The organism is Microbacterium sp. cx-59 (genome assembly GCF_020805625.1).
Classification (GTDB): Bacteria; Actinomycetota; Actinomycetes; order Actinomycetales; family Microbacteriaceae; genus Microbacterium.
Genome location: NZ_JAJHGO010000011.1, coordinates 70140 through 83143 on the forward strand (window position 1 = coordinate 70140; position 13004 = coordinate 83143).

Here is a 13004-nt window from a genome sequence, read left to right on the forward strand (position 1 = left end):
GACCCGTTCTTCGGCGGAGCCATATCGTGCCCAGATGACTACCACTCCGATCAACCTTCAACGATCCGAAGGGAAGGGGCTCGCTGCAGGGACGCTCGGCCTCTGGGGATCCACCGTCATCGGCCTCGCCTCTACCGCCCCCGTGTACTCGCTCGTCGCGACGCTGGGTTTCGTGGTGCTCGCGGTCGGCGCGCAGGCCCCCATCGCCTTCGTCGTCGCCTTCGTGCCGATGCTCTTCATCGCCTTCGCCTACCGTGAGCTGAACCGTGAGGTTCCCGACTGCGGCACCACGTTCACCTGGGGCACCAAGGCGTTCGGCCCCTGGGTCGGCTGGATGGGCGGCTGGGGTGTGGCGGTCGCGGGAATGGTCGTGCTCGCCAACCTCGCGCAGGTCGCCGGAATCTACTTCTGGTCGCTGTTCGGCGACGGCTCCCTCGCGGAGAACGTGCCCCTCGTCACCGGCACCGGAGTCGCCTTCATCGCGGCCATGACCTGGATCAGCTGGCGCGGTGTCGAGATCGGCGAGAAGATCCAGAACGTGCTCCTCGCCGTGCAGTACGGGGCGCTCGCCCTGTTCGTCATCGTCGCGCTCTGGAAGTACTTCGACGGCACCGCCCCCGACCCGACCGCGTTCGACTGGGCGTGGTTCAACCCGCTCGGATTCACCGACTGGCACGGATTCACCGAGGCGGTCCTGCTCGCCCTGTTCATCTACTGGGGCTGGGACACCTGCCTCGCCCTCAACGAAGAGACGAAGGACCCGCGCCACACCCCTGGCCGCGCGGCGCTGCTGACGACCGTCATCCTGCTGGTGACCTACGTCGGAGTGACGGTCGCGGCGATGATGTACGCGGGCCTGGGGGAGAGCGGCACGGGGCTCGGGAACGAGGCGATCGCCGACGACTTCTTCCTCGCCGTGAAGGACGGGCTCCTCGGGCCGTTCGGTTGGGTACTCGTCGTCTCGGTGCTGATCTCCGCGGTCTCCTCGACGCAGACCACGATCCTGCCCACCGCGCGCGGAACGCTGTCGATGGCGGCCTATCGGGCGCTGCCCCTGCGTTTTCGCACCGTCCACCCGGTCTACAAGACGCCGTCGTTCTCGACGCTCGTGATGGGTGTGGTCGCAAGCCTGTACTACATCGGAATGACCCTGATCAGCGACAACATCCTGCAGGACTCGATCCTGTCGCTCGGTCTCGCGATCGCGTTCTACTACGCCATCACCGGGTTCGCTTGCGTCTGGTATTTCCGCCGAGAACTCTTCACCCGGGGGTTCTCGAGCTTCCTGACGCGCGGCCTGCTGCCGTTGCTCGGTGGGCTGATGCTCGCCTACGCGTTCATCCAGTCGGCGATCGACATGTGGGATGTGGATTACGGGTACACGGTGCTGTTCGGAATCGGCGGCACCTTCGTCCTCGGCATCGGTTCGCTCGCCGTCGGCGTCCTGCTCATGCTCCTCTGGTTCGCGTTCCCGAACTCGAAGCGGTTCTTCCGCGGCGAGAGCCTCAACCGAGACACCGAGGTGCTCGTGCCCGACGAGGGCGTCTACACCCGCTCGGTCGACGGCGGCATCTGAGAGAACGGGCGGCTCGGCGCACTCCGAGCCGCCCGTTCTCCGGGTCGCAGGATGCGCACCGCCTCGCGCGGGCCGGGCCGGGTCAGACGGTGGGGCGGATGCTGCCGACCACGGCGGCGCCGCCGTGCAGGGCGAGCGAAAGGTCGCCGATCGCCTTCTCCGCATCCGACGACGACACGGCGCCGGCGCGCTCCAGGAGACGAAGGCCCACGGCGCTCGCCGCACGGGAGCTTCCGTCGAGCATCTTGAGTGCCACGGTCGTGCCGTCCGGCGCGATCATCACGAGCACACCCTCGGCGCCGGTCTTCGCGAACACGCCGGTGCGTTCGATCACGACGGTGTCGGGGCGACCCGGGCCGTCGATCGTCCACGGATGCGCGCGGACCGCGCCGATGAGGGTGGCCGCGTGCCGGTGCAGGGCGAACGGCGACCGCTCCGACGACGTGCCCATGCGCTGCAGGGCGCGGGCGAGCGCGATGAGGCTGACCGCGGGGACGGGGGCTCCGCATCCGTCGACCGCGTAAGTCGTGGGTTTCTCGCCCGTGAGCCGCTCGACGACCTCCCGGATGTGCGCCTGGAGCGGATGCGCCGGGTCGAGGTACCCCGCGATGTCCCACCCGCCGGCGCGGCACGCGAGCAGCATCGCGGCGTGTTTGCCCGAGCAGTTCATGCGCACCCGGGCCGGTGCCGCGTGATCGCGCACCATCTCGTCGCGGGTTGCGGTGTCGGTCGGCCAGGCGACCGGGCAGCCGAGGTCGTCTTCTGTGGCGCCGGCGTCCTCGAGGATGCTGCGGACGACCGCGACGTGCCGGTCGGTGCCGGTGTGGCTCGCGGTCGCCAGACCGAGCCGCTCGCCCTCGAGCACGGCACCGGCGGTCAGACACGCGAGAGCCTGGAGAGGCTTGAGCGTCGAGCGCGGAAGGATCAGGGCGGCCGGGTCGCCGAATGTCGTCGATCCGCCGTCGGGGGAGAGGACGACCGCCGAGCCGCTGTGGCGGGACTCGATGAACCCGCTGCGTTCGACCACGGCGAGTTCGACGGCGGCGGTCACGGGGAACGTCTGCGGCATCCGTCCAGCCTATCCCCGCCGCTCGCACCGTTCCCGGCGCGTCGGAGGCGCGAGCGATGTCAGACTGAGGTCATGAACGGCGAGCATCACTACCGTCTGCGTGCGGCCTGGACCGGTAACCGAGGGTCGGGAACCAGCGGGTACCGCGACTACGACCGCGACGTGACCCTGTCTGTGGACGGCAAGCCCGATGTGCTCGCCTCGAGCGACAAGCCCTTCCGGGGCAACGCGGAACGATGGAACCCGGAGGACATGCTGCTCGCGGCGCTCTCCGAGTGCCACCTGCTCTCGTACCTGCACGCGTGCGTGACGGCGGGCGTCGTCGTGGTCTCCTACGAGGACGACGCCGAAGGAACCATGATCGAGGACGGCGCGGGTTCCGGCCGCTTCGCCGACGTGCTGCTGCATCCGCGGGTCGTCGTGGCCGAGGAGAGCATGGTGGAGGCGGCGCGTGCGGCCCACAAGCAGGCGCACGAATGGTGCTTCATCGCGAACTCGGTGAACTTCCCGGTTCGGCACGACGCCGTGGTGACCGCGGCCGACTGACGCGGATCCCGCCGCACTCGGAGGCATGGCGAAGATCCGCCCGTACGGTCACATCCGTTCGTGCGGAAGAACCTGCCGGATGCGGTCGATCGGGGTCTGGGCGGGAACCTCGTTGTAGACCCCGGCCAGTTCCTGCTCGGAGAGCGCGTGGATCGCCGCCATGATCTCGTCGGTGGCCAGCCGTCTCGCGCGTCCCGACGTCGCCGGGCCATGCGGTGACAGATCCAGCGGCGCACCGAACCGGACGGTGATGCGCGGTCGTACCCGCGGGAACTTGGCGCCCACCGGCATGGCCTCGTTCGTGTTGATGAGGCCGACCGGCACGACGGGCACCCCCGACTGGAGTGCGAGGAAGGCGACACCCGTGCGCCCCTTGTAGAGCCGGCCGTCGAGCGAGCGCGTGCCCTCGGGGTAGAGCGCGATGCCCTTGCCGGCCTCGAGCATGCGGCGCTGCTGCGCGAGCGCATCGAGAGCGGCCTGGCCGGCCCCACGCTGGACGGGGCTCGCTCCGACCGCGGTGAAGAACTCCCGAGACAACCAGCCGCGCAGGCCCGTGCCGTCGAAGTAGCTGGATTTCGCGAGGAACTGGACGTGGCGGGGCGACGACATCGGGATGACGAAGGAATCGATGAACGACAGGTGGTTGCTCGCGAAGATCACGCCGCCCGTCCGCGGGACGTTCGCACGGCCCTCGATGCGGGGACGGTAGGCGGCGCGCGCGAGCGGCGCGAGTACATAGCGGCCGAGCAGATAGGTCATTCCGACGTCGGCGACAGCCTCGGTCTCGTCGGGATCGGCGGACGTCTCGGGCTCGGAACTCTCCGCGGAAGGCACCGCAAGAGGATACTCCTGATCGCATTCCCACCCGCGCATGGGGTGGTGCGCGGGCCGCGGAACCCGCCGCGCATAGGTCGTGCAGGCCGCGCTCCCAGGCGGAACCCACGCCGATGCGCGATGATGGGCACAACCCCGTCCCGATCGATTGAGGTCATCCGTGCGCGTCCGCCCGCTCGTCGTCCTGTCCGTCACCGCCGTGTCGCTGCTCGCGCTCGCCGGCTGCTCGTCGTCCGGAGGCGACTCGGCCACCCCGACGCCGACCAGCGCCGCTGCGGACCTCTGCGACGTCGCCGTGGGCGGGGGCGCCGCATCCGACTCGATCCAGGTCTCGGGAGAGGTCGGCCAGGCGCCGACCGTCTCGTTCACCTCGCCGCTGGATGTCACCGACCTCGAGAGCACGGTCATCACCGAGGGCACGGGCCCCGCGATCGCCTCCGGCGACTACATCAACTACGCCGTCACGGCCTACGACGTGTCGACGGGCGCGCAGGTAGACGCCGCCGGGTACCAGAGCGAGCAGATCCTCCCGCAGCAGATCACGGCGGGGTCGGTGCTCGGCCAGGTGCTGGGCTGCGCCCCGATCGGCACGCGCGTCGCCGCGACGTTCCCGGCCAGCGACCAGAGCGCGGCCGCGGTCTACGTCATCGACCTGTTGAGCATCACCCCGACCGCCGCGTGGGGCGAGGACCAGGCCCCCACCGCGGGCTTCCCCGAAGTGGCGCTCGATGATGACGGCGCCCCGACGATCACCGTGCCGGATGCGGATGCCCCCACCGACGTGCAGATCGAGACTCTGAAGAAGGGCGACGGCGCGGAGGTCCTCACGGGCGACACCGTGCTCGTGCAGTACACCGGCGTGAAGTGGTCGGACGGCTCCGTGTTCGACTCGAGCTGGCAGAACGGTGCCCCCGTCTCGTTCCAGACGACGCAGGTCGTCGACGGTTTCCGGCAGGCGCTCGAGGGCCAGACCGTCGGCTCGCAGGTCGTCGTCGTCGTTCCTCCGGCATTCGGCTACGGATCCGCCGAGGGCAACGAGCTGCAGAACGAGACGCTCGTGTTCGTCGTCGACATCCTCGCCACGCAGCACCCGATCGCCGGCTGACGCGGGAGACGAGCGGATGCGTCGCGTTCTCATCCTCGGGTCCACCGGCTCGATCGGTACCCAGGCGCTGGACGTCATCCGCGCGCACCCGCAACGCTTCGAGGTCGTGGGCCTCGCGGCCGGGAGCGACCGGGCGGGCGTCGAAGAGCAGGCCGAGCGGTTCGGGGTAGAGCACATCGCGCTCGGCGCGGAGGAGGCGGAGCAGCTCGTCCGGGACGTGCCGGCCGATGTCGTGCTGAACGGGATCACCGGATCCGTCGGCCTCGGGCCGACGCTCGCGGCGCTCGAGTGCGGCCGGACGCTCGCGCTGGCGAACAAGGAATCGCTCATCGTCGGCGCCGACCTGGTGGCTGCTGTCGCGCGTCCGGGTCAGATCGTGCCCGTCGATTCGGAGCATTCCGCGATCGCGCAAGCGCTCCGCGCCGGCACGGATGCGGAAGTGCGCCGGCTCGTGCTGACCGCATCCGGCGGCCCCTTCCGCGGACGCGCCCGCGCGGATCTCGCGTCGGTGACACCGGCCGAAGCGCTCGCCCACCCCACCTGGAACATGGGGCGGGTCGTCACGACGAACTCCGCGACGCTCGTGAACAAGGGGCTCGAGGTGATCGAGGCGCACGTGCTCTTCGACGTGCCCTACGACCGGATCGACGTGGTGGTGCACCCGCAGTCGATCGTGCACTCGATGGTCGAGTTCATCGACGGGTCGACGATCGCGCAGGCCTCCCCGCCCGACATGCGCCTGCCCATCTCGCTTGGTCTGGACTGGCCGCATCGCATCGGCGGGATCGGTCGGCCGCTCGACTGGACGACGGCGACGAGCTGGACCTTCGAGCCGCTCGATGAGGCCGCGTTCCCGGCCGTCGCGCTGGCGAAGCAGGTCGGACGCGCCGGAACCACCTACCCCGCGGTGTTCAACGCCGCGAACGAGCAGGCCGTGGATGCGTTCCACGACGGACGCGTGACGTTCACGGGCATCCTCGACACGGTGCGTGCGGTCGTCGATCGCAATGACCCGCCGGTCGTCCTCACCCGCGAGAGCCTCGCCGAGGCGGAGCGCTGGGCACGTGCCACGGCGGACGCGGTGATCGCCGCATCCGCCTGAGGCTCAGTACGTCACGAGGCCCGCGGCGCGGAACTGGTTCCGCACCCGCTCGATGAGGTCGACGGACGGCGCGGGCGTGCCCTCGAGGGTGTACTCCCGGCCGAGATCCCGCCACTTGTCGCGCCCCATCTGGTGGAACGGCAGCACCTCCACCCGGGCGACCGCACCGGGTCGGATCGCGTTCAGGGATGCCGCGTACTCCGCGACGAGCTCGACGTTCCTGACGTCGTCGGTGAGACCGGGTACCAGCACGAACCTGACCCAGATCGACACATCGTCGCGGCGCGCGAGTCGCTCGCCGAATTCGAGGGTCGGGGCGAGTTCGCGCCCGGTCGCGCGGCGGTACACCTCGTCGTCGCCGGATTTCACATCCAGCAGAACGAGGTCCGTGTCGGCGAGCAGATCGTCGCTCGCGTGCGCGCCGAGGTATCCGGACGTGTCGAGAGCCGTGTGCACGCCGAGCTCCTTCGCACCGCGCAGGATGCGGGCGGTGAACGCGGGCTGCATGAGCGCCTCGCCACCGGAGAGGGTGATGCCCCCGCCGGTCGCGCGGAAAACGGGAAGGTAGCGACGCAGCCGCTCGAGCACGGCCTCGGCCCGTACCGGAGCGCCGTCCTTCATCGCGAGCGTGTCGGGATTCTGGCAGTACACGCAGCGCAGCGGGCAGCCGTTCAGGAACAGCGTCATGCGGGTGCCCGGGCCGTCGACGGCCGTGACCAGCTCCCACGAGTGCACGGATCCGAGTTCGCCCGAGCGCATGGCAGCGAGTCGGCCGGCGCGGTCGATGTCGGCCACCGCGAGTCCGTGCAGACCGGCGCCGCGCACCCGCGCGGCGCCGGTCGTGCTGTCGGGGGCGTCGAGCCGTCCGGCTGCGCGGGGCAGCATTCCGGATGCGACGAAGGCGACCATCAGCGCGTCACATCCCCCCGTGGAAGGTGCGGGACAGTACGTCGAGCTGCTGCTCGCGGGTCAGCCGGACGAAGTTCACCGCGTACCCGGACACCCGGATGGTGAGCTGCGGGTAGGCATCGGGATGCTCCATGGCGTCCAGGAGCGTCTCGCGGTTCAGCACGTTGACGTTCATGTGGTAACCGTTCGCACCGAACGAGGCGTCCAGCAGGCCGGCGAGGTTCGTGCGACGCTCCTCGCCGGTGCGGCCGAGGCCGGCCGGGACGACCGTGTTGGTGAGCGAGATGCCATCCTCCGCCTGGGAGTAGGGCACCTTCGCGACCGACAGGGCCGAGGCGAGCATGCCGTGCGTGTCACGTCCGTTCATGGGGTTGGCACCCGGAGCGAAGGGCTGGCCGGCGCGGCGGCCGTCCGGCGTGTTGCCGGTCGCCTTGCCGTAGACGACGTTCGAGGTGATCGTGAGCACCGACTGGGTGGGGATGGCGTCGCGATACATCGGGTGGCTCCGGAGCTTCGTCATGAAGCGGTCGGTGATGTCGACCGCGATCGCGTCCACCCGGTCGTCGTCGTTGCCGTACGCCGGGTAGTCGCCGTCGATGACGTAGTCCACGACCACTCCGCGCTCATCGCGGACCGGGGTGACCTGGGCGTACCGGATGGCTGAGAGCGAGTCCGCCGCGACGGAGAGCCCGGCGATGCCGAACGCCATCGTGCGAACCACGTTCTTGTCGTGCAGCGCCATCTCGATGCGCTCATACGCGTAGCGATCGTGCGACCAGTGGATGCAGTTGAGTGCCTCGACGTACGTCGCCGCGAGCCAGTCCATCATCCGGTCGAATCGCGCGTTGACATCGTCGAAGTCGAGGGGGCCGTCGCCGACCGGTGCCTCGAACGGCGCGATCTGCGCGCCGGAGACCTCGTCGCGTCCGCCGTTGATCGCGTACAGCAGCGTCTTGGCCAGGTTGACCCGTGCACCGAAGAACTGCATCTGCGACCCGACGCGCATCGGCGAGACGCAGCACGCGATCGCGGCGTCATCTCCCCATCGGCCGCGGATGAGGTCGTCGGACTCGTACTGGACGGCCGACGTGTCGATCGACACCTGCGCGCAGAACTCCTTGAATCCCTGGGGGAGGGAGGGGCTCCAGAACACGGTCATGTTCGGCTCGGGGGCAGGTCCGAGGTTGTAGAGCGTCTGCAGGTAGCGGAACGAGGTGCGGGTGACGAGCGGGCGACCGTCTTCGCCGACACCGCCGATCGTCTCGGTGACCCAGGTCGGGTCACCGGAGAACAGGTCGTCGTACTCGGGGGTGCGCAGGAACCGCACGATCCGCAGTTTGATCACGAAGTCGTCGATGATCTCCTGGGCGTCGGACTCCGTCAGGATGTCGGCGGCGATGTCGCGCGCGAAGTACACGTCGAGGAACGTCGAGGTGCGGCCCAGCGACATCGCGGCGCCGTTCTGCTCCTTCACGGCCGCGAGGTACCCGAAGTACAGCCACTGCACGGCTTCGCGCGCCGTCGTCGCGGGGCCGGAGATGTCGTACCCGTAGGTCGCGGCCATCTGCGCGAGCTCGCCGAGCGCCCGGATCTGCTCGGCGTGCTCCTCCCGCATCCGCACGTTCTCCTCCGAGAACGGGCTCGTCTCGAGGTCGAGCTTGTCGAGCTTCTTCGCGGCGACGAGCGCGTCGATGCCGTAGAGCGCGACTCGGCGGTAGTCGCCGATGATGCGGCCGCGGCCGTATGCATCCGGCAGTCCGGTGATGATGTGCGAGCTGCGCGCGGCGCGCACCGACGGCGGGTACACGTCGAAGACGGCCTGGTTGTGCGTCTTCCGGTACGACGTGTATACCGTCTTCAGGGTGTCGTCGACCTCGTAGCCGTAGGTGCGCAGTGCGCCCTCGACCATCCGCCAGCCGCCGTTGGGCATGATCGCCCGGCGCAGCGGAGCATCGGTTTGCAGTCCGACGATCAGCTCGTGGTCCTTCGCGATGTAGCCGGGTCCGTGCGCGGTGATCCCGGCGGGGGTGTGCGGGTCGATGTCGTAGACACCGCGCTCGCGCTCGGTCGGGAACAGCTCGCTGAGCGTATTCCAGACCGACGTCGTGCGGGCGGTCGGACCGGCGAGGAACGAACCGTCGCCGACGTAGGGCGTGTAGTTGCGCTGGATGAAGTCGCGCACGTCGATGCCGTCCTGCCAGGGGCCGGATGTGAAACCGCGCCACGCGGTCGGGATCTCGTCTGCGGCGTCGGGGGCCGTGCCTGCGGGGGTGACGGTACTCATGGGAACTCGCTTCCTTCGTCCGGTGCGGAGTCGGTCGCGTCGGGTCGCCTGGCGCCCTGCGGGTGCCGGCCCGGCGGGCCATCGATCGACGGTACGTCCGGGGGAAGCGGCGCCCGAACCGCCTGCGCGCCGCGCACAACGGCGGGGCCGCATCCGCCGCCTCCGGACGCGTGCCCGCACAACACCCGCCGTGAATAATCCACCCGCCGCGCGGTGGCTCTCGGGGGCCGGTGCGACGGTGGGTGCGGCGGGTTCGGGGCGCGGTGGGGTCGGGGGGCCAGCGGTCGGCCCGAAGAGCGCGAGCGATGGGCCCGAAGAGAGGAGATCTGCCGAAGCGAGGACGAAAACCCGGGTGTCGGCCCTCGCTTGGGCAGATCTCCTCGCTCCGGGCGCCGTCAGCTCAGACTCGGAGCCTCGTGTCAGGCCCGGCGGTCCCCGGCGCGGGTCTTGCGTCGGGCCCAACGGTCCCGGCGCGGGGTCTCGCGCGGGAGTCAGGCCGAGTAGGGGACCGGCCAGTGCGGCTCGGGAACCGGCCAGCCCGCGTCGCGGAGGGCTCGACGGGCGAGCTCGCGCGCCGAGTACGGCGTGCGCTGCCCGCGGATGTCGCGGTAGTCCTGGTGTCCGGGGCCCGCCCAGAGGATCGCGTCGCCCTCGCCGACGAGCGCGACCGCGTCGACGATCGCCTGCTCGGGCGGCGAGGAGACGTGGATCTCCGCATCCGGTCGCGCCTGGCGTGCTCCCTCGAGGAGCGTGTCGCGGATCGCTGCAGGGTCTTCGAAACGCGGATGGTGATCGGTGATGACCAGCACGTCCGATCCCTGTACCGCGGTGCGGCCCATGTCGTGACGCTTCGTCGCATCCCGATCGCCGTCGGCGCCGAAGAGCATCAGCACCCGGCCCGGGGTCACCCGGCGGACTGCGGCCAGAGTCTTCTCGAATGCGTCGGGGGAGTGCCCGAAGTCGACGTAGACCGTCGGGCCGCGGTCGCCCGACACGCGTTCGGTGCGCCCGGGCAGATAGGCCTCGATACGGCCGCCGTCGAGGGCCGCGACGATGCGCTCCCAGGCGTAGCCCGCCTCGAACATCATCACCATCGCGAGCGCCGCGTTCGCCGCCATGTGCGTGCCGATTACCGGCACGATCGTCTCGAGATGCTGCCCGTCCGGTCCGTGCAGGGCGAAGCGCGTGCCGTCGGGTTTCTCGCCCTGGATCTCGACGGTCCAGTCGGCGGATGCGGCGAAGGCGGGGTCCGCGGCGATCGCGGGCGTACCCACGGTCACGAACGGAACCTCGGCGCGCTCCGCCACCTCGGCGGCCGCGGCGGAATCGAGCGAGATGACCGCCCGCCGGGAGCGATCGGGGCGGAAGAGCGGCAGCTTGGCCTCGAGGTACTCGCGCATGTCGGCGTAGTCGTCGAGGTGGTCATGGCTCAGGTTCGTGAAGGCCGCGACGTCGAACACGATGCCGTCGACGCGATGCCGGCTGAGGGCCTGCGCGCTCACCTCCACGGCGACCGCTTCGACGCCGCGCTCGCGCATGAGGGCGAGCAAGGCGTGGAACTCGGATGCCTCGGGGGTCGTCAGCCGCGACACGATCACCTGTCCGGCGATGTGGCGCTCCGCCGTGGACGAGAGCCCGGTGACGATGCCGAGCTGGCTCAGCATCCCCTCGAGGATGTGCGAGACGCTCGTCTTGCCGTTGGTGCCGGTCGTCGCGAACAGCAGCGGCAGGTCGTCACCGGGACCCGTGCCGTAGACCCAGGCCGACAGTTCGCCCATCCGCGCACGGGGGGAATCGAGGACGAGGACGGGCAGACCGGATGCGGCGGCCGCATCGGCCCCGACCGCATCCGTGATGATGGCGACCGCGCCCTTCTCGGCGGCCGACGCCGCGAACTCGGCCCCGTGGCGGTTGACGCCCTGGAGCGCCACGAAGGCCTCGCCGGGTCGGAGGTCGGCGGTCGCGAGCGTGATCCCGCGCAGCGAGATGCCCTCGATCTCACCGCGCACCTCGGCGCCGAAACGATCGGCGAGATCTCCCAACGATCGCGTCGCGGGCTGCTCGGGGCGGAGCACGGGGGGCAGGTTCGAGGGGGGTGTCGACATCGCGGTCCATTCAACCAGACCCGACCCCTCGCGCCGGGTCTGGTCGTGTTCGGCTCGCTCAAAGAGATCGCGGCTACGGTGGGCGAGTGACGATCATCGCCTTCGTGGTCGGCATCGTGCTGCTCGTTGTCGGGCTCGCGATCTCGATCGCCCTCCACGAGCTGGGACACCTCATCCCGGCCAAGGCCTTCGGCGTACGCGTCGGCCAGTACATGATCGGCTTCGGGCCGACGCTCTTCTCCCGCCGGAAAGGCGAGACCGAGTACGGCCTGAAGGCGCTGCCGCTCGGGGGCTACATCTCGATGTCGGGCATGTATCCGCCCGCCCCGCAGACGGATGCGGACACCGCGCCCGCCGACGGCAGCGGTGTCGCCACCGCCGCCACGACGCGGCGAGCCACCGGTCGGGTCTCGGCGCGTTTCTTCCAGACGCTCGTGCAGGACGCGCGCGAGGTCAATGCGGAGACCCTGGTCGGCGCAGACGAGCGCGTCTTCTACCGCCTGCCGGTGTGGAAGCGCGTGATCATCATGCTCGGCGGGCCGCTGATGAACTTCGTTCTCGCGATCGTGCTGTTCGCCATCCTGTTCACCGGCATCGGCGTGCAGACGGCCACCTCGACGGTCTCCGCGCTCAGCGACTGCGTCCCGGCCTCGAACGGCACGTCGTGCGTCAGCGCGACGACCCCGGCGGAACAGGCCGGGCTCGAACCGGGTGACCGGATCGTGTCGATCGACGGCACCGCGATCGGCGACTTCGCCGACGCCACGGCGATCATCCAGGCCTCGGCCGGTCGCCAACTCAGCGTCGTGGTCGACCGGGGCGGTGTCGTGCGCACGCTCGCAGTGACCCCGGTCGCCATCGAAGCGGCGACGACGAACGCCGCCGGCGAAGCGCAGACGGATGCCGACGGCAACCCGGTGACGCAGCAGATCGGTTTCATCGGCGTGCGGCCGACGTCGGAATTCGTGCGCCAGCCGCTGTGGGCGGGGCCCGCCGCGGCGATCGAGAACGTCGGGGCCGTCGCCGGGGTGATCGTCCAGCTCCCGGTCAAGGTCGTCGACGCGGCGTCCACCCTCTTCACGGGCGCGGAACGCGATCCGAACGGACCGTTGAGCGTTGTCGGTGCCAGCGTGATCGCCGGCGAGGTCGCCGCATCCGATGCTCCGGTGCTGAACCGGGTCGCCGGGATCATCGGACTCCTCGGTTCGCTCAACCTGGCTCTCGGCGTCTTCAATCTCGTGCCGCTGCTGCCGCTCGACGGCGGGCACGTCATCGTCGCCCTGTGGGACGGCATCAAGCGCGCCTTCGCGCGACTGCGCAGGCGCCCGGCACCCGCCCCGGTCGATGCGACCCGACTCGTGCCCGTGACGTTCGTGGTCGTGGCGCTCCTCGGCATCATGGGCGGCACGCTGATCCTGGTCGACCTGATCAACCCGATCTCGCTGTTCTGACGCGGGACGCGGGGCGTGGGGCC

The 13004-nt window shown here is 70.1% G+C and carries 10 protein-coding genes; 5 read left to right on the forward strand and 5 right to left on the reverse strand.

Features of this window, described 5'->3' with window-relative positions:
- Window positions 1-34: 34 nt before the first annotated feature.
- Window positions 35-1576, forward strand: coding sequence for an APC family permease (locus LMI96_RS15305; RefSeq protein WP_228362101.1), 1542 nt, complete (start codon window positions 35-37; stop codon window positions 1574-1576).
- Window positions 1577-1658: 82 nt separating this feature from the next.
- Here LMI96_RS15305 and LMI96_RS15310 read toward each other — a convergent pair whose 3' ends face one another.
- Window positions 1659-2645 carry an asparaginase gene (locus LMI96_RS15310; RefSeq protein ID WP_223723362.1) on the reverse strand — a complete coding sequence of 329 codons (987 nt, stop codon included), beginning with the start codon at window positions 2643-2645 and terminating at the stop codon, window positions 1659-1661.
- A 72-nt stretch (window positions 2646-2717) separates the two neighbouring features.
- Between LMI96_RS15310 and LMI96_RS15315 the strand changes: the two genes are divergently transcribed.
- Window positions 2718-3191 (forward strand): OsmC family protein, encoded by a 474-nt coding sequence (locus LMI96_RS15315; RefSeq protein WP_223723363.1) that lies wholly within the window; start codon window positions 2718-2720, stop codon window positions 3189-3191.
- A gap of 48 nt (window positions 3192-3239) precedes the next feature.
- On the opposite strand, the gene LMI96_RS15320 is transcribed toward LMI96_RS15315, so the two are convergent.
- Entirely contained in the window at window positions 3240-4064 is an 825-nt protein-coding gene (locus LMI96_RS15320) for a lysophospholipid acyltransferase family protein (protein WP_374197492.1), read from the reverse strand.
- A 121-nt stretch (window positions 4065-4185) separates the two neighbouring features.
- Here LMI96_RS15320 and LMI96_RS15325 point away from each other — a divergent pair, with 121 nt between their 5' ends.
- Both LMI96_RS15325 and dxr read left to right on the forward strand, forming a co-directional pair.
- Entirely contained in the window at window positions 4186-5130 is a 945-nt protein-coding gene (locus LMI96_RS15325) for an FKBP-type peptidyl-prolyl cis-trans isomerase (RefSeq protein WP_223723364.1), read from the forward strand.
- Between the two features lie 16 nt (window positions 5131-5146).
- Complete coding sequence (gene dxr / locus LMI96_RS15330) at window positions 5147-6232, forward strand: 1-deoxy-D-xylulose-5-phosphate reductoisomerase (RefSeq protein WP_223723365.1); 1086 nt, start codon at window positions 5147-5149, stop codon at window positions 6230-6232.
- A gap of 3 nt (window positions 6233-6235) precedes the next feature.
- Here dxr and pflA read toward each other — a convergent pair whose 3' ends face one another.
- From pflA to LMI96_RS15345, 3 genes are all read right to left on the reverse strand, one after another.
- The gene (gene pflA / locus LMI96_RS15335) at window positions 6236-7117 is read right to left on the reverse strand and encodes a pyruvate formate-lyase-activating protein (protein WP_374197494.1); all 882 of its coding nucleotides are present in this window, start codon (window positions 7115-7117) and stop codon (window positions 6236-6238) included.
- 31 nt (window positions 7118-7148) lie between these two features.
- On the reverse strand, window positions 7149-9425 hold the full coding sequence (gene pflB / locus LMI96_RS15340; RefSeq protein ID WP_228362102.1) for a formate C-acetyltransferase: 2277 nt from the start codon (window positions 9423-9425) through the stop codon (window positions 7149-7151).
- 491 nt (window positions 9426-9916) lie between these two features.
- Window positions 9917-11530, reverse strand: a complete 1614-nt coding sequence (locus LMI96_RS15345; protein WP_228362103.1) for a Mur ligase family protein — start codon at window positions 11528-11530, stop codon at window positions 9917-9919.
- 86 nt (window positions 11531-11616) lie between these two features.
- On the opposite strand from LMI96_RS15345, the gene LMI96_RS15350 reads away from it, so the two are divergent.
- Complete coding sequence (locus LMI96_RS15350; protein WP_228362104.1) at window positions 11617-12981, forward strand: site-2 protease family protein; 1365 nt, start codon at window positions 11617-11619, stop codon at window positions 12979-12981.
- Window positions 12982-13004: the final 23 nt, after the last annotated feature.

Excerpts from the sequence above, each read along its gene's own strand:
- pflA (WP_374197494.1), bottom strand. The coding sequence starts at position 7,117 with ATGCTGCCCCGCGCAGCCGGACGGCTCGACGCCCCCGACAGCACGACC.
- LMI96_RS15305 (WP_228362101.1), top strand. The coding sequence starts at position 35 with ATGACTACCACTCCGATCAACCTTCAACGATCCGAAGGGAAGGGGCTC.
- LMI96_RS15320 (WP_374197492.1), bottom strand. The coding sequence starts at position 4,064 with ATGCGCGGGTGGGAATGCGATCAGGAGTATCCTCTTGCGGTGCCTTCC.
- pflB (WP_228362102.1), bottom strand. The coding sequence starts at position 9,425 with ATGAGTACCGTCACCCCCGCAGGCACGGCCCCCGACGCCGCAGACGAG.
- dxr (WP_223723365.1), top strand. The coding sequence starts at position 5,147 with ATGCGTCGCGTTCTCATCCTCGGGTCCACCGGCTCGATCGGTACCCAG.
- LMI96_RS15315 (WP_223723363.1), top strand. The coding sequence starts at position 2,718 with ATGAACGGCGAGCATCACTACCGTCTGCGTGCGGCCTGGACCGGTAAC.
- LMI96_RS15345 (WP_228362103.1), bottom strand. The coding sequence starts at position 11,530 with ATGTCGACACCCCCCTCGAACCTGCCCCCCGTGCTCCGCCCCGAGCAG.
- LMI96_RS15310 (WP_223723362.1), bottom strand. The coding sequence starts at position 2,645 with ATGCCGCAGACGTTCCCCGTGACCGCCGCCGTCGAACTCGCCGTGGTC.